The organism is Streptomyces sp. NPDC093510, from assembly GCF_040683555.1.
In the GTDB taxonomy this organism is placed as follows: Bacteria; Actinomycetota; Actinomycetes; order Streptomycetales; family Streptomycetaceae; genus Streptomyces.
Genome location: NZ_JBFBEE010000014.1, coordinates 20,004 through 42,707, shown reverse-complemented (window position 1 = coordinate 42,707; position 22,704 = coordinate 20,004). Strand labels below are relative to the sequence as shown.

Genomic DNA, 22,704 nt, shown 5'->3' with positions numbered 1-22,704 from the left:
GCTCAGACGAAGTCGCCGTGCAGGGTGCTCGGCACTTCCAGCGCGTAGGCGTCCAGGGCCTCGTCGAGTTTGATCTGGCCGCGTTTGAGGAGTTCCAGGAGTTCGTTCTGCGGGCGGTAGAAGCACGACTTGCACAGGTCGGTCCTGCGCGGGTTGGACGCCTCCCATTCGGCGCGCGGTCCGCCTTCCAGCACTTCCGCGTAACCCTGTTCGACGACATTGCCGATCAGATAGCGGCTGTTGAGATGCACCTGCGGGCACGGGTAGAGATTTCCGTCCGCGCCGACGGCCGTGACGAAACGGCTGTAGTGGCAGCGCTCGAAGTCGCCCTCGACCTCTTCCACCTGGTCCATCGGGCCGCGGTCCAGTTTCGGCACGGACACTTCGAAGGCGTCCGTGGAGAGCGCGGCGGCGTGGCGGAGGGATTCGGAGATCTCCGGCATCACGGATTCGATCGTCTCGTGGCCGAGTGCGCTGTAGAACTCGGGTTCGAAGCGTACGTAGTGTGCGCCGGACTCACGGGCGATACGGGCCGCCTCCATGATTTCCCGGTAGTTCTGGAGGGTGATGACGTAGTTGAAGCCGATGCGGAAGTCCGGGTCGACGGCGTTCTCCCTGAGCCTGCCGACCGAGCCGATGAACTTCGAGAACGTCTGCTCGCGGTCCCGCGTGATGTCGTCGAAGGTGGCTTCCGTGCCCGCGTTCAGTCCGATGCGGACCCAGGTGTGCGTCGCTGCGACACAGTCTGCGACCTTCGGGCGGCCCAGGCGCGATCCGTTGGTGATCAGCCCGATCCGCAGTCCGGCCTCGTGCCCGGCCCGGCAGATCTCCGTGTACCCGGGGTGGATGGTGCACTCGCCGCTGCCGCAGAAGGTCACGGCGCGTCCGTCGTTCGCTGCGAACTCGCGCAGCAGCGTGACCGCCTTGTCGGTGGCGATCGAGTCCTTGAACGAGAACAGGTCGTAGAACTGTTCTTCGTTGGGGGAGTGGAAGTTGCAGAAATTGCACCGCATGTTGCAGGCGCCCATGATGCCGATCCGCATATGGACCGGCTTGATCTCCTCGCCCGCCACGAAACGCCGCAGCAATTCGCCGTGTGCGAGGACCTTCTGTGGTGAGTGGGCCTGATCGAGACTGACGATGGGCAGGCCTTCACGATTCTGGGGGGCTGCCATTTTGATGTCGCCGGAACCGGGTGTGCTGTTCACGAACCCCCCACGCATGATCGATGTGCGGTGTCGTTCTTCTGGCGGTTCTCGGGACATTAGGGAGCGCCACAAAGGCTGTCAATGGGTCTAGACAACCCGGCGATTGTTGGCGGAATCAGGGACGCCGGTCTGTTGGAAGAGGCGTCCGACGTGGTAGTCGAGGACCTCCCGCACGTCGGCCAGGGTGCGTCGGCCGTGGACGACGTCCATGCCGAGGCCCGTGGCCCCCGACACCAGAAGGTCCGCCTCGTGCCGCGGGTCGAGGCCGGTGACGGCGGTGCCCGCCGCGGCGCCTGCGGCGATGAGGTCCGTGACGAGCCGCTCCAGCGGCTGTTCGTCGTGGAGGAAGACCGCCGAGAGCTCCGGGTCGGTGAGACTGCGGGCGTAATAGGCGGCGAACACCCGCAGCGCTGCCGTCCGTTGGGTGTCAAGGGGCAGGAATTCGTCAAGTACGGCGCAGAGTAGAGCGCGGGGGTCCGTGAGGTATTCGGGGATGCGGGAGCGTGCGCTGCGTTCGTTCTCCTCGTGCAGCAGACGCAGGGCGCAGACCAGCAGCTGGTGTTTGCTGTCGAAGTGGTACTGCACGACGCGCAGGGAAACCCCCGCCTCGGCCGCGATCTCCCGCATGCTCGCCGCGTCCGGACCCCGCTCGGCGGCGATCCGCCATACGGCCACGGCGATCAGGCGGCGCCTGCGCGCCCGCGTGTCCGACGGCCGGGCCCGCGCCTCACCGGGGACGGGCACGGGAGGGTTCTTGCGGCGGCGGTACGCCCGGGCCTGGCAGCTCCGCGAGCAGTGGACGGCGGGCCGGCTGCGCCGCCCGGCGGGCAGCGCGACGCCGCAGTCGCGATCCGGCTGCTGATCGACCACGGCCACTCCGGCCTTCTCGGGTGGCTGCCCGGCGGCTTCGCGGTGCTGGTCGTCGCGTACGTCGCGCTGACCGCCGTCGGCGTCCTGCTCGCGGGCTGGTCCCGCGCGAGGGCGAAGGGGCTCGGACGCCGCGGCTAGCGGAATCAGCGGGACGCGATCGCCTCGGTGATCGCGGCCGTCGCCGCGGTCTTCTCGATGCCGAGGCTCGCGAGCGGGCCCGCGCCGTCCTCGTGCTCCAGGAGCGCCAGCAACACGTGTTCCGTGCCCACATAGTTGTGCCCGAGGCGAAGGGCCTCGCGGAACGACAGCTCCAGCACCTTGCGCGACGGGGCGTCGTACGGGACGAGGGCGGGCACTTCCGCGGCCGCCGCGGGCAGTGCCTCGACGGCCGCGGCGCGTACGTCGTCCAGGGAGACGCCCTGCGCGACGATCGCCCGTGCGGCCACCGCGGCCGGCTCGCCGAGCAGGCCGAGGAGCAGGTGCTCCGTGCGGATCTCGGCGTGCCCCGCGGTCTTCGCCTCCTCGTGCGCGGCCATCAGTGCCTTCTTGGCGCGCTCGGTGAAACGGCTGAAGCCCTGGCTGGGGTCGAGGTCCGAGGGCTCGCCCTGCTTCTTCGGGACGAACCGCTTCTGGGCGGCCTGGCGGGTGACGCCCATGCTCCGGCCGATGTCCGTCCAGGAGGCGCCGGATCGCCGCGCCTGGTCCACGAAGTGTCCGATGAGGTGGTCGGCGATGTCACCGAGGTGATCGGCGGCGATCACCGCGTCGGAGAGCTGGTCGAGGGCGTCCGTGTGGACCTTCTTGATGGCCTCGATGAGGTCGTCCAGGCGGACGGGGGGAGGGGGTGTGGCGCTGTCGGAGTGCGTCATGTGACAACCGTAGGTTGACACTTCAGTGGGTGTCAACCCTGGGTTGTCACCCGGTCGCCGGGTCAGATGCCGTTGGCGAAGCGCTTGAACGCGGCTTTGAACGCGGGGCCGATGACTCCGTCGTACGTGCCCGTCAGACCCCAGTCGCTCTTCAGCATCCTGTGCAGGGCCTTCATCGTGGCCATGTCGAGCTGTCCGTCGATGGGTCCGGTGTAGTTCCAGTGCGCCCGCAGGTGGCGCTGGAAGGCCGCCCAACTGGTGGTGCCGAGACGGCCGTCGACGGGCCCCGTGTACTCCCAGTGGGCCGCGAGCCAGCTCTGCACCTTCTTCGCCTCCGCCGTATTGAGTCCGAGGTTGTCCTGTGTGAGCGGGGCGAAGGACCCGGTGCTCGCCGCGGGCTTCGCGGCGGGGCCGGACGCCGCGAAGGCGCTCGCGCCCGCGAGGCTCCCGGCGGCGATCCCCGCGACGACGGTGAGGCTGAGCAGTGTCCTTGTGGCGAGGTGCGGTCGCATCCGTTGTCCCCCTGTCGACGGCGCCCCCTCGGTCCGGGGCGCATGGACAGAAGCTACTTCTCGGGAGGGCTCGCCCTCGTCAACCCGTGAGTTGAGGTCTCCCTCCATCGCGCGCGGTAGCGGCGGCGGAAGGGCAAACTCCCGCGGTACGCGGCCGGTTCAGGGCCTCCGGGGCCGGCACGGCGGCCGCCCACACCCGTGCGGCCCGCACTGTGGTGCCCGCGACCATGGGAGGAGCGGCCCCCGTTTCTTTAGCGTTCCGGGCATGACGAGCGAACACTTCACCGGTCGTACCGCCCTGGTGACCGGCGGCGGGAGCGGCATCGGGCGGGCCTGCGCCGAGGCGTTCGCCGCCGCCGGCGCCCTGGTCCACGTCGTCGACGTCGACGCGGAGTCGGCCAAGGAAGTGGCCGGTTCCATCGGCGGGGTCCCGCACGCCGTGGACCTCACCGACGCGGGAGCGGTCACCGGCCTCCCCGCCGCGGTCGACATCCTGGTCAACAGCGCGGGCACCCAACACGTCGCCCCCATAGAGCAGTTCGACCCCGAACGCTTCGAGCACATCCAGCGTCTGATGGTCACCGCGCCCTTCCTGCTCCTGAAGCACTGCCTGCCGCACATGTACCGCGGGCGCTGGGGCCGGGTGGTGAACATCTCCAGTGTGCACGGGCTGCGGGCCAGCCCCTTCAAGTCCGCGTACGTCGCCGCCAAGCACGGCCTGGAGGGGCTCAGCAAGGTCGCCGCCCTCGAAGGCGCCGCGCACGGAGTGACCAGCAACTGCGTCAATCCCGGCTACGTCCGTACGCCGCTGGTCGAGGGCCAGATCGCCGACCAGGCCGCCGTGCACGGCATCGCCGAGCAGGACGTCGTCAGGGACGTCCTGCTCGACCGTTCCGCGATCAAGCGGCTGATCGAACCCGCGGAGGTCGCCGCCGTCGCGCTCTGGCTCTGCGGCCCCCACACGGGCTACGTCACCGGCGCCTCGCTCCCCGTGGACGGCGGCTGGGGGGCGAGTTGAGTACCCCGAACGGCCCGAGGAAAACCCTGGGTTCGACCGCCGGACGAAGTGGTTGAACGACGGAACCACCGGCTCACCCGCCCTGCGTACGAGGTCGCGCGTCCCACCCGCCCCGACCGCCCCGCCGGACCCGGTCGCTCACCCCGGTCCCCGACCCCGGACTCCAGGGTTTTCACGGTCGCCCCCGCCCGCCCACGGGTCCATGGTGTAGCCACGGTCGCGGAGCCGCGGCGGACCTGAAAACACCGATACGGGGGGAAGAGACCGGTGACCGGACGTACTACGGGGGTGTACGCACGGGTGGTCCGCTCAGGATCGGGGGAGCGGCCGTCGCGAGGGCGGGGGACGGGGGTGCCCGACGGCACCCCCGCTCGGGTGCGGGACGTCTCCAGGATCGGGCGCGCTGTACTGCCGCAGGTGCGGCTCTGGGTCGCCGGACGGCGGCGTACGGCGGGCCTGAAACTCGAACAGTTCAACCCCGGCGGTTCGGTCGAGGACCGGACCGCCTACGCCCTTGTCGGGGGCATGGAGGCAGGTACCGGGGGACACGGACTCCCGGCGGGGGAGGGGCGATGAAGACCACGGGAACGGTCCTGGTGGTCGGCAGCGGCGTCCAGGAGTACCGCGAGGACCTGCTGCGGTCGGCCGCGCTCCGCGCCGGCCTCTGGCTGCTCGACGCGGCGGCCCCCACCTGGCAGGCGCCGCACCTCACCGGCTCGACGCGGGTCGACCCCGGTGACATCAACTCCCTGATCCGTGCGGCCCGTTCGGTCGCCGAGGTCAGGAAGGTCCGCGGCGTCCTCTGCTACGAGGAGGCGCTGATCCTGCCCGCGGCCCAGCTCGCCGAGGCCCTCGGCGTGCCGGGCCCCTCCGTGACCGCCGTACGCAACTGCCGCGACAAGCACCGCACCCGCGCCCTGCTGCGCGACGCGGGGCTCCCGCAGCCCCGGCACGCCCTGGTCGCCGACCTCGCGGAGGCGGCCGCCGCGGCCGAGTGGATCGGATACCCGGTGGTGGTCAAGCCGCGCGGCCTGGGCGCCGGCAGAGGCGTCGCCCTCGTCCGCACGCCCGGCGACCTGCGGGGACTGTTCGCCGACGCGCGGGCGGCGCACTGGCCGGGCGTCCCGACGTACCGGGTGGGCATCCTCGTCGAGGAGTATCTGGAAGGGCCGGAGGTCAGCGTCGACGGTGTCGTCCACGACGGACGCCACACGCCGCTCTTCGTCGCCCGCAAGCTCGCCCACGAGAAGGCAGGCCCGTCCCCGTACTTTGAGGAGAGCGGTCACATGGTGAGCGCGGACGACCCGCTCCTGCACGACCCCGCGCTGCGCTGGGTGCTCGACAGGACCCACCGCGTGCTCGGCGTCACCGGCACCGTCACCCACACCCAGGTGCGCATGACCGCGCGCGGATTCGTGGTCATCGAGGTGAACGGACGGCCCGGCGGCGACCTCATCCCTCACCTCGGCTCGCTCGCCACGGGCATCGACCCCGGCCTGGTGGCCGTCGACGTCGCCCTGCGCACCCCGCCCGACCTCACGCCCGACCGGACCCGCACGGCGGGCATCCGGTTCCTCCACCCGACCGAGGACTGCCGGGTGGAGCACGTGGCCGTACCCGGGGCGGAGGCGGCCGAAGGACTGCTGCGGTCGGCGGCCCTCGCCGCGCCCGGGGACGAACTGCGGCTGCCTCCGTCGGACTTTCCCCAGCGGTACGCATACGTCCTGTGCGAGGCTGGCACGCCCACCGAGTGCGCCGCGCGACTGGACGCGGCAGCGGGCCAAGTTCGTCTGGCGGCACGGCCGTTGAGCCTGGCGCCCGAAGAGCGAGCCGCGTCGTGAGCGTCATGGATGCGAGATCAGAGACGAGATGACGAAGAGCGATCGCCACGCCCGGACCGACTGGTACGAGCGGTCGGGAGTACGCAGCGGCCCCCACCGCACCGTGACCGGGCCCCTGGACCCCGCGAGCCGGTTCTTTCCGCCCCACCTGGTGCCGTACTGGGGCCACCCGCTGGTCCGCGCGCTCCCCGACCGCCGCCGCCACGAACTCCTCGCCCGGCACCTCTACCACTACCTGACGTACACCGCCCACTTCGAGACCCGCGTGGTCAACCGGGCCACCGAGCGCATCGCGGACGGCCGCACCGGGCTCGCGCTGCCGGCCTCGGTGCGTCTGGACGCGTACCGGATCTACTGCGACGAGGGCTACCACGCCCTCTTCAGCCTCGACGTCGTCGAGCAGATCGCCGAGGCGACCGGCATCCCGCCACTGCCCTACGCCTTCGACCCGTTCCTGCGCCAGCTCGACGGCATCGGCTCGGAACTCCTCACCGGGGAACCGCTGCTGGCGCAGATGCTGCAGGTCGTCGTCTTCGAGACACTCATCACGCCGGTCCTGGAGGAAGTGCCCGGGGACCGTGCCGTGCTGCCCGTCGTGCGTGACATCGTCCGTGACCACGCACGGGACGAGGGCCACCACCACGTGTACTTCTCCCGCTTCTTCGAACGGCTGTGGAACGACCTGCCGACACCGCTCCAGCGGCGCGCCGCCCGCTGCCTGCCCGAGCTGATCGTCTCCAGCCTCGCCCCCGACCTGCGGCCGGTCGGTGCCGCGCTGACCGTGGCGGGCCTGCGCCCCGACGCCGTGCGGCAGGTCATCGCGGACAGCTACCGCACCCGCCGCAGCGAGGCCGCGCTCCGGTCCACGGCCGCCCACACCGTCCGGCTCTTCCAGGAGACCGGAGTCCTCGAACTGCCCGGCGCCACCGAGGCGTTCGCGGCGGCCGGACTGCTCACCGCGGTACCGGACCCGCCCGCGCCACCCGTGGGGGAGGAACGATGACGTCACCGGCCTCCGCCGGTCCGCGCGGCGCTCCGCCCCAGGTCCCCGAGACCGGCCTGTTCTCCCTGGCCGACCTGCCCGCGGAGACTGTCACCCGGCTCGCCGAGCGGGCCGTGGAACTGCACCACGACCACGCCGCGCACGCCCGCCCACTGGTGGGCGCCACGGTCGGCATGCTCTTCACGGAGCCGTCCACCCGCACCCGGACCGCGTTCACCGTGGCCGCCGTCCGCCTCGGCGCGACCCCCGTCCCGTACGGGCCCGGCGATCTCCAGCTGTCGACCGGCGAGGCCGTCGAGGACACCGGGCGGGCCCTGGGAAGCATGCTGGACGGCCTCGTCGCCCGCACCGCGGGCCCCCTGGACGAACTGCGGCGCCTCTCCCGGCACGGGCACCTCCCCGTCGTCAACGCCATGTCCGTCGAGGAGCACCCCACCCAAGGACTGTGCGACCTCGCCACGCTGAAGCTGACCCTGGGAGACCTCGACGGGCTGCGGCTGCTGTACGTGGGGGAGGGCAACAGCACCGCCACGGCGCTCGCGCTCGCCCTGTCCGGAGTCCCCGGCTGCGAGGCCACCTTCGCCTGCCCGCCCGGTCACGGCCTCCCCGACGCCTTCCTGACGACGGCCAGGAAGCGTGCCGCGATGGCCGGGGCGACCCTCGCCCACCGCGACTCGGCCCAGAACCTGCCGACCGGCGTCGACGTCGTCTACACCACCCGCCGGCGGCCCACCGGAACCAGCCGGTCCGACCCGGCGTGGCGAGAACGGTTCCGGCCGTTCCACGTCGACGAGGAGTTCATGACGCGCCGCCCCGGCGCCCTGTTCCTGCACGACCTGCCCGCCCACCGCGGCGACGAGGTGACCGGCGCCGTTCTCGACGGCCCGCGGTCGGCGGCCTGGACGCAGGCGTCGATGAAGACCGGCAGCGCCATGGCCGTCCTCGAACACGCCCTCGGCGATCAGACCCCCGAGACCTCCGAGGCCTGAGCGAGCAGCCGGACCAACTGCGCCCTGCGGTGCACCCCGTCGAGCTTGCGGTAGATGTTGCTCAGATGGAACTCCACGGTCTTGACGCTGAGGAAGAGCCGCTCCGCCACCTCGTGGTTGGTCAGGCCCCGGCCGACCACCAGCGCGACCTGCAGCTCCTGCGGCGTCAGCCGCTCCAACGGCGCCCGTTCGGGCCGCACTTCGGTGCCGCCCGCGGCGTGCAGCTCGGCCGCCACCCGCGCCGCCCACCCCGCCGCGCCGAGCCGCTCGAACGTGGCCAGCGCCCGCTCCAGCAGGCGCCGCGCCTCACTGCGCCTGCCCTGCCTGCGCAGCTGCTCGCCCCACGCGAACTCGGTCCGCCCCCGCTCGAAGGGCACCGGACGCTCGGCCAGCAGCGCGAGGGAGCGCCTCATGTGCCGTGACGCGGTCTCCGGGTCGCCGGGTTCGAGGAGTCCGCGGCAGCGGGCCGCCGCCCCCGCGGTGACGGGGCGGTGCCCGCGCCCCGCCTCGTACTCCAGGACGTCGAGGACCTCGCGCGCCTCGGCGGTCCTGTGCAGATGGACGTACGCGTCGGCGAGGTCGGCCGCCCAGGTCAGATACAGGCCGTCGCCCCGCCCGTGCCGCTGCGAGAAGGCCCGCACCTCCTCCAGGTGGTGCACCGCCTCCTCGAACCGGCCGAGGCCCAGCTCCAGGAGGCCGAGCCCGCCGAGCGCCCGTGCCGCGTCCATCTGCAACTCGGTGGAGGCGGCCCACTCCATGGTCTGCGCGGCGTGCCGCCGGCAGTCCTCCTCACGGTTGAGGACGGCCTCGGTCTTCACCAGCGCGGCGAGCCCGCGCGACACCTCGATCAGCTGGCCGCTGGCCTCGGCGAGCCGCACCGCCTCGTCGGCGTGGGCGAGCGACGTCGTCCAGCGGCCCCGCCAGAACTCGACGACCGACAGCGTGCACAGCAGGTGCGAGAGCAGTCCCACCGCGCTGGAGCCGCGCGCCGTGTACGCGGCCCTGTCCAGCAGACCGTGCGCCTCGTCGAGTTCCTCGGCGGCCAGATGGCACAGGCCGCCCACCCCGGCGAGCGGGTAGGGGAAGGCGGGGTCGGGCGAGGCGAGGGGCTCCGCCAGCTCCCGCAGGAGCGCGCGGCCCGCCTCGGCGTCGCCGCCGAGCAGCAGCACCAGGGTGCGCAGGAGACGCACCGGCAGCAGCGTCTCGTGCGCGGAGTCGGCGAGGTCCATCGCCGCGGCCGAGGTGCCGCGGGCCGCGGTGAGGTCACCGACGGCCAGCTCGGTGAGCGCGATGCCGCCGAGCATGACCGCGGCGAGCGCAGGGTCGACCTTCTCCGCCTCGTCGACGGCCGACCTGAGCAGCTCGCGGGAGCGGTTGGGACGGCCGCGCTGCACGTCGAGGTAGCAGCGGAGCTGGCGGATGTCGAGCTGCGTGCCGAGCTGTTCGGCGTGTTCCAGGGCGCGGTCCAGGATCGCGGCCGCCTCGTTCAGTGAGCCCGCGGCCTGCGAGGCGCGGGCCGCGCACAGCAGCCGCTCCGCCTTGTGCTGCCCCGCGGGGGTGAAGCGGGCGGCCCGCTCGTACAGCCGGGAGGCCAGCGGGTACGCGAGGGTCTCGGGGGCCCCGGAGGCGGCGTTCTCCAGGAGGGACGCCACGTGCTCGTCCGGTTCGGCGCCCGAGGCGGCCAGATGCCAGGCGTACTGCTCCAGGGCGGGGGCGGTCGCTCCTTGCAGGGAGCGGGCGATGGCGTGGTGGGCGCGGCGCCTGCGTACGGGAGTCGCGCCGTGGTAGACCGCCGAGCGCACCAGCGGGTGCCGGAAGGCGTATCCGTCGCGTTCCTCGACGACCAGACCGGCCTCCTCGGCCGCTTCCAGGGATTCGTAGCTGAGCCCGTGCGCCCGCAGTGCCGCCTCGGTGCCCGCGAGCGGCCGGGTGCCGAGGACGGCGAGCAGCAGCATCGCGTCCTGCGCCTCGGAGGGCAGCCGGGCCACGGCGCTGCCGAAGGTGTGGGCCAGCATCTCGCCGATGGGCAGGGGCGCTCCGGAGCCGTCGCCCTCGTCACCGGCGCCGCTGCCGGCCAGCAGGGCGGGCAGTTCGATGAGGGCCAGGGGGTTGCCGCGCGCCTCGGCGAGCAGCCGGTCCGCCTCCTGCTCGGTGAGGGTGGCGGTGCCCTCCTCGGCGATGAGCCGGTGCGCGGACTCGGGGTCGAGGCCGGTGAGGGTGAACGTTTCGACGGAGGCGAGCCGGGCTACGGCCTCCTCCGATTCGTCACGTGCGGTGAACAGCACGACGACGCCCTCGCGGCCCAGCCTGCGGGTGGCGAAGGCGAGCGCGTCCAGGGAGTACGGGTCGAGCCAGTGGGCGTCGTCGACGGTGACGAGGACCGGGCTCTCCTCGGCCAGCGCGCCGAGCAGGCTGAGCGTGCCCGCGGCGACCGCGAACCGGTCCTGCGCGACGGCGGGCCCGAGCGCCAGCGCGCCGGTCAGCGCGGCGCCCTGCCGCTCCGGGATGCGGTCCAGGAAGTGCAGCACGGGGCGCAGCAGATCGGCGAGGCCCACATAGGGCAGGTCGGACTCGACCTCGACGCCGCGTGTGCCGAGCCGCAGCAGGCCCTCGGCGCGGTCGGCCACGTAGCCGACGAGGCTGGTCTTGCCGATCCCGGCTTCGCCGCGGATGAGCAGGGCGCTGCTCTCGCCCCCGCGTGCCTTGTCGATGAGAGCGAGAAGACGAGCGCATTCCGCGGAACGCCCCAGGAGCATGCGTAAAGCGTACCGGCGGTACATGACTTCGGAGAGGCGTGGAAGGGGACGTATCTTTTCTTCTCGGGCCGCGCCTCTGTCAACCGTCGACGCCCCTCGCTACCCTCCGCGCATGATTCCCACGGTGGTCTGGGGCACCGGCAACGTCGGCCGTGCGGCCGTCCGCGCCGTCGACGCCCATCCTGAACTGACACTCGCGGCCGTCCTCGTGCACGACCCCGCCAAGGTCGGCCGCGACGCGGGCGAACTGGCCGGTCTCGGGCAGCAGTTGGGCGTGGCCGCGACCGACGACGTCGACGCGGTCCTCGCCGCCCGGCCGCGTGCCGTGGTGTACGCGGCCTCCGGCGACCTGCGCCCCGACGAGGCGCTCGCCGACGTCGTCAGGGCGGTGCGGGCCGGCGCCGTGGTCGTCACGCCCGCGCTGTACGCGCTCTACGACCAGCTGGGCGCGCCACCGGAGTTCAGGGACCCGGTGCTGGCCGCCGTCGCGGAGGGCGGCGGCTCGCTGTTCGTCTCCGGCGTCGACCCCGGCTGGGCCAACGACGTCCTGCCGCTGCTGGTCAGCGGGCTCGGCTCCACTGTCGACGCGATCCGCTGCCAGGAGATCTTCGACTATTCGACGTACGACCAGGAGGACTCGGTCCGCCATCTGATCGGCATGGGACATCCGATGGAGTACGAGCCGCCGATGCTGGCGCCCTCGGTCCCGACCATGGTGTGGGGCGGCCAGCTCCGGCTGATGGCCAGGGCACTCGACGTACAACTCGACGAGATACGTGAGGCGTTGGAGCGCCGCGCGCTCGACGAGGCGGTGCGCACGCGGACGATGGGGGAGTTCGCGGCGGGCACCCAGGGAGCCGTGCGCTTCGAGGTGCAGGGCATCATCGGCGGCGAACCCCGCATCGTCGTCGAGCACATCACCCGCATCCACCCGTCCTGCGCCCCCGACTGGCCGAGCCCGCCCGGCGGGGGCGACGGCGCCCACCGGGTGATCGTCGAGGGCCGTCCGCGCATCGAGGTCACGGTCGAGGCCACCGACGAGGACGAGAACCGCTCGGCGGGCGGCAACGCCACGGCGGTGGGCCGTCTGGTGAACGCCGTGGACTGGCTCGTGACCGCCGAACCGGGCCTCTACGACGCGCTCGACGTCCCGCTGCGCCCGGCAGCCGGCCGACTGGGAAGGAAGTGATCCCCGTGAGTGGACCCCTGCGCATCGACATCCCCGAGGGCCAGGACGCGATCCCCTACGTGTGGGGCGACATGGTGCCCGGGATCGGGACGGCCGCGTCGAACTTCTCGCTCGCCGTGTACGCCCACACCACCCTGGGTCTACGGGAGTTCGAGGCCGCGCGCCTGCGCGTCGCCCAGATCAACGGCTGCGTGTTCTGCCTGGACTGGCGGACCGAACGCGAGGGGGAGAAGGTCGAGGACGGCTTCGCCGACGCGGTGACCCAGTGGCGCACCACCGACGCCTTCGACGACCGCACGAGGCTGGCCGCGGAGTACGCCGAACGGTACGCCCTGGACCACCACAACCTCGACGACGCGTTCTGGACGCGGATGACCGCGCACTACAGCCAGGCCGAGATCGTGGAGCTGAGCATGAGCATCGGGTCGTGGCTCGCCTTCGGCCGGCTCAATCACGTGCTCGGCCTCGACACGGTGTGCGTGCTGCCCAAACCCTGACGCCGCGAGGGGAGTCCGCTCACAGGTCGGTCCCGATGATCTTCTCGATGTTCCGCTCGGCGAGCGCTGTGATGGTGACGAACGGGTTGACGCTGGTGTTGCCGGGGATCAGGGCGCCGTCGATGACGTAGAGCCCCGGATGCCCGTGCAGGCGCCCGTAGTTGTCGGTGGCTCTGCCGAGCACCGCGCCGCCGAGCGGATGGTACGTGAGGTGGTCGCCCCAGATCTTGTACGTGCCGAAGAGGTCGGTGCGGTAGATCGTCCCCTCCTTGGCGTTGATCTTGTCGAAGATGGTCTTGGCGGCGTCGATCGACGGCTGCTTCCAGGCGGTCTGCCAGTTCAGTTCGGCCCGGTTCGCGGCGGCGTTCCAGGTGAACTCGGCGCGGTGCGGGTTCTTGGTGATGGACAGGTAGAAAGAGGCGTAGGTCTCTATCCCGGTGGGCAGTGGCGCGACCTCGGCGAAGGCGCCGCCCGCGGCCCAGTTGTCGATGCCGGCCGTGGGGATGGACGACTGGAGCTTGCCGGTCGCGTCCCACATGTGGTTGGCGCGGCCGCACATGACGTTGCCGTTGTCGCCCCAGCCCTTGCCGATCTCGCCGTTGAGGCGGGGCAGCGCGCCGGTGGCCCTCAGCTTGACCAGGAGCTTGCTGGTGCCGACACTGCCGGCGGCGAAGAAGACGCGGTCGGCGGTGACGGACTTGGTGGCGGTGGTGTCACCGCTGGTGTTGATCTGGTCGATGGTGACCGTGTAGCCGCCGCCGGCCGTCGGGGTGACCGAGGTGACCTTGTGCAGGGGGGAGACGGTGACCCGTCCGGTCGCCCTGGCGCGGGCGAGGTAGGTCTGTTGCAGGGACTTCTTGCCGTGGTTGTTGCCGTAGAGGATCTCGCCCGCGAGCGCGGACTTGGGGACGGTGCCCGCGGCCTCCTTCTTCATGTACTCCCAGTCGTATACGTCGGGCACGAAGACGAACCCGAAGCCGGAGCGCTGCGCGTGCTTGCGGCCGACCCGGGCGTACTGGTAGCACTCGGCCGTCTCGAACCAGGCGGGGTCGATGGTGTTCACACCGAGGGCGGCGTTGGCGCGCGGGTAGTACGTGCCGTACATCTCGCCCGCGTCGACCGTGGGCAGGACGGCGGCGAAGTTCTCGCGCCGCGGCGTCACCGCCATGCCGCCGTTGACCAGCGAGCCGCCGCCGACACCGCGGCCCTGGTAGACGATGATGCCGCCGAACTCCTCGGCGTCCAGGATGCCGGTGTGGCGCGGGACGTTCTTGTCGAGCGGGAAGCCGAGGAAGTTGCTGAGGGGCTGCTTGGTCCTGGTGCGCAGCCAGAAGGAACGGATGTCGGGGCTCGTGGTGTTGGCGAATATCTTGCCGTCGGAGCCCGGGGTGTCCCAGGCCATGCCCATCTCGACCACGTGCACGTCGACGCCGGCCTCGGCGAGCCGCAGGGCGGCCACGGAGCCGCCGTACCCGGAGCCGATCACCAGGGCGGGGACGCGGTCGGCATCGAGCGCACGGGCCGGTGTGTCGTACCCCGCGAGCGCGGTGGCTCCAAGAATAGAACTTGTTCCTGCGAGGAATCTTCGTCGTGACACACCGTCAGTTGCTGGTCTGTGCTTGGGTGTAGGGCTCATGTGACCTTCCTCACTCATGGCTGAATCGAAACGAGTTCTACTGCTGGCCGCGCGGGAAGTCACGCCATACCAAAAAGTAACTTCTGTCCGATCTTCTTGCCCCCCTCGTGGTGGCCGGTCACACCACCGGCCGCACAACCATGGTGCTCCGCCATATACGCCACTGATCTGCGGTTTCCTACCTTGTGCCGGTACGGAAGCGTCCCCGCGGAATGACTGGAAGTGGTGCACATGGCCTCGCAAGGAACCGCCCCGCCCGCCTCTCCCGACCGCACCGGCATTGTCCGGATCGTGGCGGCGAGCCTCGTCGGCACCACCATCGAGTGGTACGACTTCTTCCTCTACGGCTCGGCGGCCGCGCTGGTCTTCAACAGCCTCTTCTTCCCGTCGAGCGACCCACTCGTCGGCACGCTGCTCTCCTTCCTCACCTACGCGGTGGGCTTCGCGGCACGCCCCATCGGCGGCGTCGTCTTCGGGCACTACGGCGACCGGATGGGCCGCAAGAAACTGCTCGTCATCAGCCTGCTGATGATGGGCGGCGCCACCTTCGCGATGGGCCTACTCCCCACCCACGCGACCATCGGCGTCGGCGCGCCCGTCCTGCTCACCGTGTTGCGCCTCGTCCAGGGCTTCGCCCTCGGCGGCGAGTGGGGCGGCGCCGTCCTCCTCGTCTCCGAGCACGGCGGGGACAAGAACCGCGGCTTCTGGGCCTCGTGGCCGCAGGCCGGCGCGCCCGGCGGCAACCTGCTGGCCACCGGAGTGCTCGCGCTGCTCGCCGCCGTCCAGTCCGAAGAGACCTTCCTCGCCTGGGGCTGGCGGGTGCCGTTCCTGCTCTCCGGGGTGCTCGTCATGATCGGCCTGTGGATCCGCATCTCCGTCACCGAGTCGCCGGTCTTCCTGGAGGCGCGCAAGAAGGCGGAAGCGGCCGCCGCCGAGGGGGCCGAGGAGAAGCCGCCCGTGGTCGAGGTGTTCCGCAAGAGCCGGCGCGAAGTGCTCACCGCGATCGGCACCCGCTTCGGCGAGAACGTCTCGTACTACATCCTCACGGCCTTCGTCCTCGTCTACGTCACCGTCCACCTCGACCTGCCCAAGAGCGACGCGCTCAACGCGGTGCTCATCGGGTCCGCGTTCCACTTCGTCACCATCCCGCTGTGGGGCGCGCTCTCCGACCGCGTCGGGCGCCGCCCGGTCACCCTCATCGGCGCGCTCGGCATGGCCGGCTGGGCCTTCGCCTTCTTCGCGCTCGTCGACTCCCGTTCCTTCCCGGTCATCGCGCTCGCCGTCACCGTCGGGCTGCTCTTCCACGGCGCGATGTACGGGCCGCAGGCCGCGTTCATCTCGGAGATGTTCGACACCAAGGTCCGCTACTCGGGCGCCTCGATGGGCTCCCAGCTCGCCTCCATCATCGGCGGGGCGCTCGCCCCGATCATCGCCGTGGAACTGCTCAAGGACTACGACTCGGCGCTGCCCATCGCCCTCTACACGTCCGCCGCCGCCCTCGTCACCGCCGTGACCGTGCACTTCGCCAGGGAGACGAGGGGACGGGACCTGGCCGCGGACGAGACGGAGGGGCCCACGCCGCGCCCGACACCCGAGCACGAGGGCCCCGTACCACTCAGCACCTGACCCACTCCACTCCGGGCGGCCCCGCCCCGCTCCACCCGGCCGCCCTCGGCCGAGTCCGTGCGGGCCGCCGATCCGGAGCAGGCCATCGACCGCAACCACCCCGCCGGGAGACCATCGCCCCATGCTCCCCACCACCGAGGGCGCGGACCACGCCGAACCCCAGGCGGGCCTGCGCGCCCTGCTCGACCTGCTCGACCGGGGCGCGCCCGCCGAGGAGTTCGCGCGGCCCGCCGCCCGGGCCCGCGAGGCCGGCGCCGCCCCCGGCCGCCTCGCCGCACTCGACGAGGCCACCGACGTCGCGCTCCGCATTCACCGCACCCTGGGCGCGCACCGCCGCCGCGAGGCCGAACTCACCGCGCTCTTCGACACCGCGAGCGACCTGGCCGCGCTGCGCGACCCGGACGCCGTGCTGCGCGCCATTGTGCGCCGCGCCAAACTGCTCCTCGGCACGGACGTCACGTACCTCTCGCTCAACGACGAAGCGGCGGGCGACACCTACATGCGGGTGACCGACGGCAGCGTCGCCGCCGCCTTCCAGCAGCTGCGGCTCGGCATGGGCGAGGGGCTCGGCGGCCTCGTCGCGCAGACCGCCCGCCCCTACGTCACCGGCGACTACCAGCAGGACCCCCGCTTCCACCACACCGACGCCATCGACAGCGCCGTCCTCCAGGAGGGGCTCAGGGCGATCCTCGGTGTGCCGCTGCGCCTCGGCGCGCGCGTCATCGGCGTGCTGTACGCCGCCGACCGCGCGGCCCGCGAGTTCGCGACGGAGGAGATCGTGCTGCTCTCCTCCCTCGCCGACCACGCCGCCATCGCCATCGACGGCGCACGCCTCCTGGAGGAGACCCGGGCCGCGCTCGTCGACCTCAACGCCGCCACCGAGACCATCCGCGCGCACAGCAGGGCCATGCGCCGCGCCGAGCAGGCCCACGACCAGCTCACCGACCTCGTGCTGCGCGGCGGCGGCGCCGGCGACGTGGCCGACGGCATCGCCGCCCTCCTCGACGGCGGCGTCCTCATCCACGACGCGGACGGCGTCGAACTCGCCCGCACCGACACCGGACCCCTGCCGCCGCCCGCCCCCGCCGTCGCCGCCTCGCGCGCCAGCGGCCGCGCCGTCCCCCAGGACGGCACCTGGGTGTGCGCGGTCCTCGCAGGACCCGAACTCCTCGGCAGCATCGCCCTCACCGGCCGCGCCGAACTCGCCGACACCGACCGGCGGTTGTTCGAGCGGGCGGGCGTCGTCACCGCACTGCTCCTGCTGCTGCGCAGGTCCGTCGCCGAGACCGAGGACCGGGTGCGCGGCGAACTCCTCGGCGACCTGCTCGCCACCTCCGGCGACCCGGTCGGCTTGGCGAGCCGCGCCCGCCGCCTCGGAGTCCGGCTCGACCGGCCGCACGCGGTCTTCGTCGCCCACGGCGAGAGCGCTCCCCGGACGCGGCTGCTCGCCGCCGCGCACCGCGCCGCCCGCACCCACAGCGGCCTGGCCGGACTCCACCACGACAACGTGGTCATCGTGACGCCCGCCGCGGCCCCCGGCACGGACGCCGCCGCACTCGCCGTCACCCTCGGCCAGGCCGTGGGCGCCCCGGTCACCGTGGGCGCCGCGGGCCCGGCCGTCGGCCCCGCGGGACTGCCCGCCGCGCACGCCGAGGCCCTGCGCTGCCTCTCCGCGCTGCGGGCCCTCGGCCACACCGGGCACGGCGCGGCCCTCGCGGACCTCGGCTTCGTCGGGCTGCTCATCGGCGAACAGGCCGACCTGGGCGGCTATGTGCGGGCCACACTCGGCCCCCTCCTGGACTACGACGCCGAACGCGGCACGGAGCTGGTGCGCACCCTGGAGGCGTACTTCGGCAAGGACCGCAGCCTCACCAGGGCCAAGACGGCCCTCCACGTCCACGTGAACACCGTCGTGCAGCGCCTGGAACGCGTGGCGCGGCTCCTCGGCGACGACTGGAACACCCCGGCCCGCACCCTGGAGATCCAACTCGCGCTGAGACTGCACCGGTTGACACCAACGGGGTGAGATGGCACGAACGCGACTGTTGGCTCTGACACTCATGCGACCTACCCTGGAACCGCCTGAGAGGGAGTCGCATGAGCGGACGCATCGAGCGCACCGGGCCGAACGCCCAACCCGTACAGCTCGGCAAAGGGGAACGGGTCGCCGACTGGGCGGACGGCCGTCTGGGCATCAACACCCTGGCCAGAACCCAGATGCGCAAGATCTTCCCCGACCACTGGTCGTTCATGTTCGGGGAGATATGCCTCTACAGCTTCATCGTCCTGATCCTCACCGGGACCTTTCTGACCCTCTTCTTCGACCCGAGCATGTCCGAGGTCGCCTACGACGGGCCGTACGTGCCGCTCAAGGGGATCATGGTCTCCCGGGCATACGAGTCCACGGTGGACATCAGCATGGAGGTGCGCGGCGGCCTGCTCATCCGGCAGATCCACCACTGGGCCGCGCTCGTCTTCGTCGCCGGGATGCTCGTGCACATGATGCGGGTGTTCTTCACCGGCGCGTTCCGCAAGCCGCGCGAGCTCAACTGGGTGTTCGGCTGGACCCTGTTGTTCCTCGGCATCCTCACCGGCCTGACCGGCTACTCCCTGCCCGACGACATGCTGTCCGGCACCGGCGTCCGCTTCGCGCAGGGCGCGATCCTCTCCGTCCCCCTCGTGGGGACGTACCTCTCCTTCTTCCTGTTCGGCGGGGAGTTCCCGGGGGAGGACATCATCCCGCGGTTCTACCCCATCCACGTGCTGCTGCTCCCGGGCATCATGCTGGGGCTCGTCGTCGCCCACCTGATCCTGGTCTTCTACCACAAGCACACCCAGTTCGCCGGGCCCGGCAGGACCGAGAAGAACGTCGTCGGCGCCCCGCTCCTGCCCGTGTACATCGCCAAGGCGGGCGGCTTCTTCTTCCTCGTCTTCGGTGTCCTGTCGATCATGGGCGCGGTCGCCTCCATCAACCCGGTCTTCGCGATCGGCCCCTATCGGCCGGACATGGTCTCCACGGGCGCTCAACCCGACTGGTACCTGGGCTTCTCCGAGGGGCTGATCCGGGTGATGCCCGCCTGGGAGATCAACGCCTGGGGGCACACGCTCAACCTGGGCGTCTTCATCCCGTTCTCGCTCTTCCCGCTCATCCTCATGGCGATCGGCGCCTATCCGTTCATCGAGTCGTGGATCAAGGGCGACAAGAGGGAGCACCACATCGCGGACCGGCCGCGCAACGCGCCCGTGCGCACCGGCCTCGGCGTCGCCTGGCTCGCGCTGTTCGGCGTGCTGATGGTCGGTGGCGGCAACGACCTGTGGGCCACCCACTTCCACCTCTCCATCAACGCGCTCACCTGGTTCGTGCGGATCGGCTCCTTCGTCGTGCCCGTCCTCGCCTTCGTCGTCACGCACCGCATCTGTCTGGGGCTTCAGCGCAGGGACCAGGAGAAGGTGCTGCACGGCCGGGAGACCGGCACCATCAAACGTCTCCCGCACGGCGAGTACGTCGAGATCCACGAGCCGCTCAGCCAGGCCGAACTGTTCCGTCTGACCGCCCACGAACAGCCACAGCCCTACGAGATAGGCCCGCTGGTCGACGCCAACGGAGTCCCCCGCAAGGTCCGCGCTTCCCAACGCCTCCGCGCCCGCCTGGGCCGCGCCATGTACGGCCCCAAGGCACAGATCCCCAAGGCGACACCGGAGGAGTACCTCGCGATCCGGCGGGGTGAGGGCGATCACCACTGAAGGAGCGGTGGGGGCCGGCGAGGAGCCTCGCCGGCTCGGTTAGCCTCGCACAGTGATGGCATCCGAGAAGACTCCGAAGCTGCTCGCGATCAGCGACCTGCACGTGGCGTACGACGAGAACAGGAAGTACGTCGACACCATCCGGCCCCACGCCGACGAGGACTGGCTGATCGTCGCCGGTGACGTCGCCGAACGCATGGCCGACATCGAGTGGGCGCTGCGCACGCTCGCCGGCCGTTTCGCCAAGGTGGTGTGGTCGCCGGGCAACCATGAACTGTGGACCCCGAAGGACGACCCGGTCCAGCTGCGCGGCGAAGAGCGGTACCAGCACATCGTCGCCTTCTGCCGGGAGTTGGGCATCGCGACGCCCGAGGACCCCTACCCCGTGTGGCGCGGCGCGGGCGGCCCGGTCGTGGTCGCCCCGCTCTTCCTGCTCTACGACTACACCTTCCGCCCCGAGGGCACGCACACGAAGGAAGAGGCGCTGGCGGTCGCCCACGAGGCGGGCGTCGTCTGCACCGACGAGTACTTCCTGCACCCCGACCCGTACGCGACGCGCGACGACTGGTCCCGCGCCCGGGTCAAGCACACCGAGGAGCGGCTCGCCGAGCGGCCCGAAGGCATGCCCACCATCTTGATCAACCACTGGCCGCTGCTGCGCGAGCCGCTGCGAATCCTGCGCTATCCGGAGTTCGCCTTGTGGTGCGGCACCGAGCGCACCGCCGACTGGCACGTGAAGTACGAAGCGGCGGCCGTCGTCTACGGCCACCTGCACATCCCGCGCACCACCGTGCACGACGGGGTACCGCACATCGAGGCGTCCGTCGGCTACCCGCGCGAGTGGCGCAGGGACTTCCACCCCGACCCGCACCTGCGGCAGATCCTGCCGGTGGTGCCCGCCGAGGGCTGAGAGCCTGGCCCGGCCCCGTCAGGGCTGTGCGGGCAGCGGTCTGCGGGCGAGGAGTTCGGCCAGGCCCTGGCGGGTCGCGGCGAGGACGACGCGGTCCTCGGGCCGCAGCTCGTACTCCGGGTCGAGCTCCCACTCCAGGCCCGAGGAGAGCCCCGGCTCCTCGCCCGACGCGCGGTCGAGTGCGACGACGCGCCACGCCCCCGGGCGGAACACCTCGGCGATCCTGCGGCCCGTCAGCTGCGGCTGGAGCGAGACGTCGAGCGCCGCGAAGAGCAGGACCGAGCGCTCGACGGGCAGCGCGCCCAGGATCTGCCGGCCCATCATCGCCCCTGCGAAGGCGGGCGCGGCCAGCGCGGACACGCTGCGGCTGCGGGTGAGGGCGCCGGGGTGCGCGGCGCGCAGGGTGCGGTAGACGGCGGTCGCGAACTCGTCGTCGTAGAGCCGCAGTGCCACCCGCAGGTCGGGCTTCACCGACCGTGCGTACAGGGCCGCTTCGAGGTTTATGGTGTCCGCGCTGGTCAGCGCGAGCAGGGCGTGCGCGCGGTGCACCTTGGCCGCCTCCAGGACCCCCTCCTCCGTCACGTCGCCGATCACGGTCGGCACGCGCAGGCGCCGCGCCAGGGAGATGCCGCGCGCCTCCGGGTCGGCCTCCACGCACACCACCGGGATGTCCAGCTCGCGCAGCCGGGCGAGGACCCGGGTGCCGATCTTGCCGAGGCCGAGCAGGACGACGTGGCCCGAGAGGCCGCGCGGCGGGCGGCGCAGCGAGGACGCGGTGCGGAAGGTGCCGAGGGCCTCCAGGACGGCGGCGAACAGGATCGGCAGGAGCAGCAGCCCGACCAGACCGGCGAGGAGCTGGAGGATCTGGCGGCTCATCGGCCCGTCCGTCGCCGGGTCGTTGATCGAGAACAGGTCGAGGAGCGTCAGATACGTGGCGTGCAGCGGGGTGGTGTTCTCGGTGGTGACGATCGACGCGATGGCCATGCCGACGACGGCCGCCGCGAATCCGGCCACCGACCAGCGCAGCCGCCGCGAGAACAGCTCACGCAGCGGCACGCCGCGCCCCGCGAGGAATCCGGGCGGCGGCGTGGACCCCGAGTACGAGACCGTCTCCAGGACCAGCGCGCCCCGCCCGGGAGCGGCGGCGACGGCGGCGTCGTCCGGCAGCAGCCGGGGCCCCGCGCCGACGTCCGCGTCGTCCGAACCCTCCGCGCCCGCAGGGTCGTTGGCGGTGGCCGAGAGCAGCGCGAGGGTGGCGAGTCCGCGCGGCGCCACCTCGCCCGGCGCGGGAGGCGTACGCTCCACGGCGCGCAGCAGCAGCCCGTCGGCGTGCACGACCTTGCTGGTCCCGGCGACGGCGGTGGCCGCGAGAGCCGGGGCGGCGGTGTCCGCGTCGGACAGGACGGTGACGCTGGCGTCGGTGGTCGCGAGGCCCGCCACGGCGGCCGCCTGGTCGAGGAGCTCCTCCACGTGCTGCCCGAGCTTGCGGTTGTACAGCCGGATGACCAGGCGCAGGCGGGGGTTGAGCCTGCGCGCCGCCAGCGCCGTGCGGATGTTGGTCTCGTCGTCGTCATGCATGAGCGCGAGCGCGGCGGCCTGCGGGATGCCCGCGTCGACGAGGACGTCGTCGGTGAGCTCCGGGGCCTCCAGCGTGCGCGGCAGGTCGGCCGCGCCTCCGCCGTCACCGCTCCCGTGGCCGTTTCCGTTCCCCTGCGCGGACCCGTTGCCGTTGCCGGTGGTGCGTGAGACCGCCGCGGTGATACGTCCGATCAGTGCGGTCGTCCGGGCGCGCCCCGTCAGCCGGCTCGGCTCGCCGCTCCCGGGCGGCAGGACGAGGACGACCTGTTCGCCGTAGACGCCGCGCAGTTCGGACGCGAGCCGGTGGGCCAGGACGTTGTCGCCGCCGCACACGACCATGTGGCCGGGGGCGGGCAGCGGTGGGCGCTGTGGAGGAAGCGAAGATGCGTGCGACACAGGGAGAAGACTGCCGCAAGCCCCGGCCCGGTTCCCCGTGTCCCGCCGCTCGGGCGCGGCGG

General features: G+C 72.0%; 19 protein-coding genes. 12 read left to right on the top strand and 7 right to left on the bottom strand.

Annotated features, from left to right (window positions below; translation table 11 throughout):
- Positions 1 to 2: 2 nt before the first annotated feature.
- Both AB0N81_RS22995 and AB0N81_RS22990 read right to left on the bottom strand, forming a co-directional pair.
- Complete coding sequence (locus AB0N81_RS22995) at positions 3 to 1,208, bottom strand: radical SAM protein (RefSeq protein ID WP_365361174.1); 1,206 nt, start codon at positions 1,206 to 1,208, stop codon at positions 3 to 5.
- 87 nt (positions 1,209 to 1,295) lie between these two features.
- The gene (locus tag AB0N81_RS22990; protein ID WP_365361172.1) at positions 1,296 to 1,952 is read right to left on the bottom strand and encodes a TetR/AcrR family transcriptional regulator; all 657 of its coding nucleotides are present in this window, start codon (positions 1,950 to 1,952) and stop codon (positions 1,296 to 1,298) included.
- Between the two features lie 51 nt (positions 1,953 to 2,003).
- Here AB0N81_RS22990 and AB0N81_RS22985 point away from each other — a divergent pair, with 51 nt between their 5' ends.
- A complete protein-coding gene (locus AB0N81_RS22985; RefSeq protein ID WP_365361170.1) occupies positions 2,004 to 2,216 on the top strand; it encodes a hypothetical protein in 213 nt (70 codons plus the stop codon).
- Positions 2,217 to 2,221: 5 nt separating this feature from the next.
- On the opposite strand, the gene AB0N81_RS22980 is transcribed toward AB0N81_RS22985, so the two are convergent.
- Together AB0N81_RS22980 and AB0N81_RS22975 are read right to left on the bottom strand one after the other, a co-directional pair.
- Entirely contained in the window at positions 2,222 to 2,947 is a 726-nt protein-coding gene (locus tag AB0N81_RS22980) for a Clp protease N-terminal domain-containing protein (RefSeq protein ID WP_365361168.1), read from the bottom strand.
- A 62-nt stretch (positions 2,948 to 3,009) separates the two neighbouring features.
- Complete coding sequence (locus AB0N81_RS22975) at positions 3,010 to 3,459, bottom strand: peptidoglycan-binding protein (protein ID WP_365361166.1); 450 nt, start codon at positions 3,457 to 3,459, stop codon at positions 3,010 to 3,012.
- A 265-nt stretch (positions 3,460 to 3,724) separates the two neighbouring features.
- Here AB0N81_RS22975 and AB0N81_RS22970 point away from each other — a divergent pair, with 265 nt between their 5' ends.
- The 5 genes from AB0N81_RS22970 (at position 3,725) to AB0N81_RS22950 (ending at position 8,310) form a co-directional block, all read left to right on the top strand.
- The gene (locus AB0N81_RS22970) at positions 3,725 to 4,477 is read left to right on the top strand and encodes a 3-hydroxybutyrate dehydrogenase (protein ID WP_365361164.1); all 753 of its coding nucleotides are present in this window, start codon (positions 3,725 to 3,727) and stop codon (positions 4,475 to 4,477) included.
- Between the two features lie 351 nt (positions 4,478 to 4,828).
- Positions 4,829 to 5,053, top strand: a complete 225-nt coding sequence (locus tag AB0N81_RS22965; RefSeq protein WP_365361162.1) for a hypothetical protein — start codon at positions 4,829 to 4,831, stop codon at positions 5,051 to 5,053.
- Positions 5,050 to 6,318 carry an ATP-grasp domain-containing protein gene (locus tag AB0N81_RS22960; protein ID WP_365361160.1) on the top strand — a complete coding sequence of 423 codons (1,269 nt, stop codon included), beginning with the start codon at positions 5,050 to 5,052 and terminating at the stop codon, positions 6,316 to 6,318. The genes AB0N81_RS22965 and AB0N81_RS22960 overlap by 4 nt, the downstream gene beginning before the upstream one ends.
- A gap of 28 nt (positions 6,319 to 6,346) precedes the next feature.
- Positions 6,347 to 7,321: a diiron oxygenase gene (locus AB0N81_RS22955; protein ID WP_365361158.1), complete on the top strand. Its 975-nt coding sequence runs from the start codon at positions 6,347 to 6,349 to the stop codon at positions 7,319 to 7,321.
- Positions 7,318 to 8,310 carry an ornithine carbamoyltransferase gene (locus AB0N81_RS22950; protein WP_365361156.1) on the top strand — a complete coding sequence of 331 codons (993 nt, stop codon included), beginning with the start codon at positions 7,318 to 7,320 and terminating at the stop codon, positions 8,308 to 8,310. Before AB0N81_RS22955 ends, AB0N81_RS22950 begins: the two co-directional genes overlap by 4 nt.
- Here AB0N81_RS22950 and AB0N81_RS22945 read toward each other — a convergent pair.
- Complete coding sequence (locus AB0N81_RS22945; RefSeq protein WP_365361153.1) at positions 8,283 to 11,066, bottom strand: AAA family ATPase; 2,784 nt, start codon at positions 11,064 to 11,066, stop codon at positions 8,283 to 8,285. The two genes, AB0N81_RS22950 and AB0N81_RS22945, sit on opposite strands and share 28 nt — an antisense overlap.
- Positions 11,067 to 11,178: 112 nt before the next feature.
- On the opposite strand from AB0N81_RS22945, the gene AB0N81_RS22940 reads away from it, so the two are divergent.
- Positions 11,179 to 12,255, top strand: a complete 1,077-nt coding sequence (locus tag AB0N81_RS22940) for a dihydrodipicolinate reductase (RefSeq protein WP_365361151.1) — start codon at positions 11,179 to 11,181, stop codon at positions 12,253 to 12,255.
- A gap of 17 nt (positions 12,256 to 12,272) precedes the next feature.
- Complete coding sequence (locus tag AB0N81_RS22935; RefSeq protein WP_365361594.1) at positions 12,273 to 12,752, top strand: carboxymuconolactone decarboxylase family protein; 480 nt, start codon at positions 12,273 to 12,275, stop codon at positions 12,750 to 12,752.
- A 19-nt stretch (positions 12,753 to 12,771) separates the two neighbouring features.
- Here the strand turns inward: AB0N81_RS22935 and AB0N81_RS22930 are convergent, their stop codons facing one another.
- Complete coding sequence (locus tag AB0N81_RS22930; protein ID WP_365361149.1) at positions 12,772 to 14,388, bottom strand: GMC oxidoreductase; 1,617 nt, start codon at positions 14,386 to 14,388, stop codon at positions 12,772 to 12,774.
- A gap of 231 nt (positions 14,389 to 14,619) precedes the next feature.
- On the opposite strand from AB0N81_RS22930, the gene AB0N81_RS22925 reads away from it, so the two are divergent.
- From AB0N81_RS22925 to AB0N81_RS22910, 4 genes are all read left to right on the top strand, one after another.
- Positions 14,620 to 16,014 (top strand): MFS transporter, encoded by a 1,395-nt coding sequence (locus AB0N81_RS22925; RefSeq protein ID WP_365361147.1) that lies wholly within the window; start codon positions 14,620 to 14,622, stop codon positions 16,012 to 16,014.
- Positions 16,015 to 16,135: 121 nt separating this feature from the next.
- Positions 16,136 to 18,040, top strand: a complete 1,905-nt coding sequence (locus AB0N81_RS22920) for a GAF domain-containing protein (RefSeq protein ID WP_365361145.1) — start codon at positions 16,136 to 16,138, stop codon at positions 18,038 to 18,040.
- Positions 18,041 to 18,111: 71 nt separating this feature from the next.
- Positions 18,112 to 19,758, top strand: coding sequence for a cytochrome bc complex cytochrome b subunit (locus AB0N81_RS22915; protein ID WP_365361143.1), 1,647 nt, complete (start codon positions 18,112 to 18,114; stop codon positions 19,756 to 19,758).
- 55 nt (positions 19,759 to 19,813) lie between these two features.
- Entirely contained in the window at positions 19,814 to 20,668 is an 855-nt protein-coding gene (locus tag AB0N81_RS22910) for a metallophosphoesterase (protein WP_365361141.1), read from the top strand.
- 18 nt (positions 20,669 to 20,686) lie between these two features.
- Here AB0N81_RS22910 and AB0N81_RS22905 read toward each other — a convergent pair whose 3' ends face one another.
- Positions 20,687 to 22,585, bottom strand: a complete 1,899-nt coding sequence (locus AB0N81_RS22905; RefSeq protein WP_365361592.1) for an NAD-binding protein — start codon at positions 22,583 to 22,585, stop codon at positions 20,687 to 20,689.
- Between the last annotated feature and the right edge of the window lie 119 nt (positions 22,586 to 22,704).

What these genes read in the sequence shown, in the direction of transcription:
- AB0N81_RS22960 (WP_365361160.1), top strand. Translation starts at nt 5,050, where the DNA reads ATGAAGACCACGGGAACGGTCCTGGTGGTCGGCAGCGGCGTCCAGGAG.
- AB0N81_RS22950 (WP_365361156.1), top strand. Translation starts at nt 7,318, where the DNA reads ATGACGTCACCGGCCTCCGCCGGTCCGCGCGGCGCTCCGCCCCAGGTC.
- AB0N81_RS22905 (WP_365361592.1), bottom strand. Translation starts at nt 22,585, where the DNA reads ATGGTCGTGTGCGGCGGCGACAACGTCCTGGCCCACCGGCTCGCGTCC.
- AB0N81_RS22920 (WP_365361145.1), top strand. Translation starts at nt 16,136, where the DNA reads ATGCTCCCCACCACCGAGGGCGCGGACCACGCCGAACCCCAGGCGGGC.
- AB0N81_RS22980 (WP_365361168.1), bottom strand. Translation starts at nt 2,947, where the DNA reads ATGACGCACTCCGACAGCGCCACACCCCCTCCCCCCGTCCGCCTGGAC.
- AB0N81_RS22970 (WP_365361164.1), top strand. Translation starts at nt 3,725, where the DNA reads ATGACGAGCGAACACTTCACCGGTCGTACCGCCCTGGTGACCGGCGGC.
- AB0N81_RS22940 (WP_365361151.1), top strand. Translation starts at nt 11,179, where the DNA reads ATGATTCCCACGGTGGTCTGGGGCACCGGCAACGTCGGCCGTGCGGCC.
- AB0N81_RS22925 (WP_365361147.1), top strand. Translation starts at nt 14,620, where the DNA reads ATGGCCTCGCAAGGAACCGCCCCGCCCGCCTCTCCCGACCGCACCGGC.
- AB0N81_RS22930 (WP_365361149.1), bottom strand. Translation starts at nt 14,388, where the DNA reads ATGAGCCCTACACCCAAGCACAGACCAGCAACTGACGGTGTGTCACGA.
- AB0N81_RS22910 (WP_365361141.1), top strand. Translation starts at nt 19,814, where the DNA reads ATGGCATCCGAGAAGACTCCGAAGCTGCTCGCGATCAGCGACCTGCAC.
- AB0N81_RS22945 (WP_365361153.1), bottom strand. Translation starts at nt 11,066, where the DNA reads ATGCTCCTGGGGCGTTCCGCGGAATGCGCTCGTCTTCTCGCTCTCATC.
- AB0N81_RS22955 (WP_365361158.1), top strand. Translation starts at nt 6,347, where the DNA reads ATGACGAAGAGCGATCGCCACGCCCGGACCGACTGGTACGAGCGGTCG.
- AB0N81_RS22975 (WP_365361166.1), bottom strand. Translation starts at nt 3,459, where the DNA reads ATGCGACCGCACCTCGCCACAAGGACACTGCTCAGCCTCACCGTCGTC.
- AB0N81_RS22915 (WP_365361143.1), top strand. Translation starts at nt 18,112, where the DNA reads ATGAGCGGACGCATCGAGCGCACCGGGCCGAACGCCCAACCCGTACAG.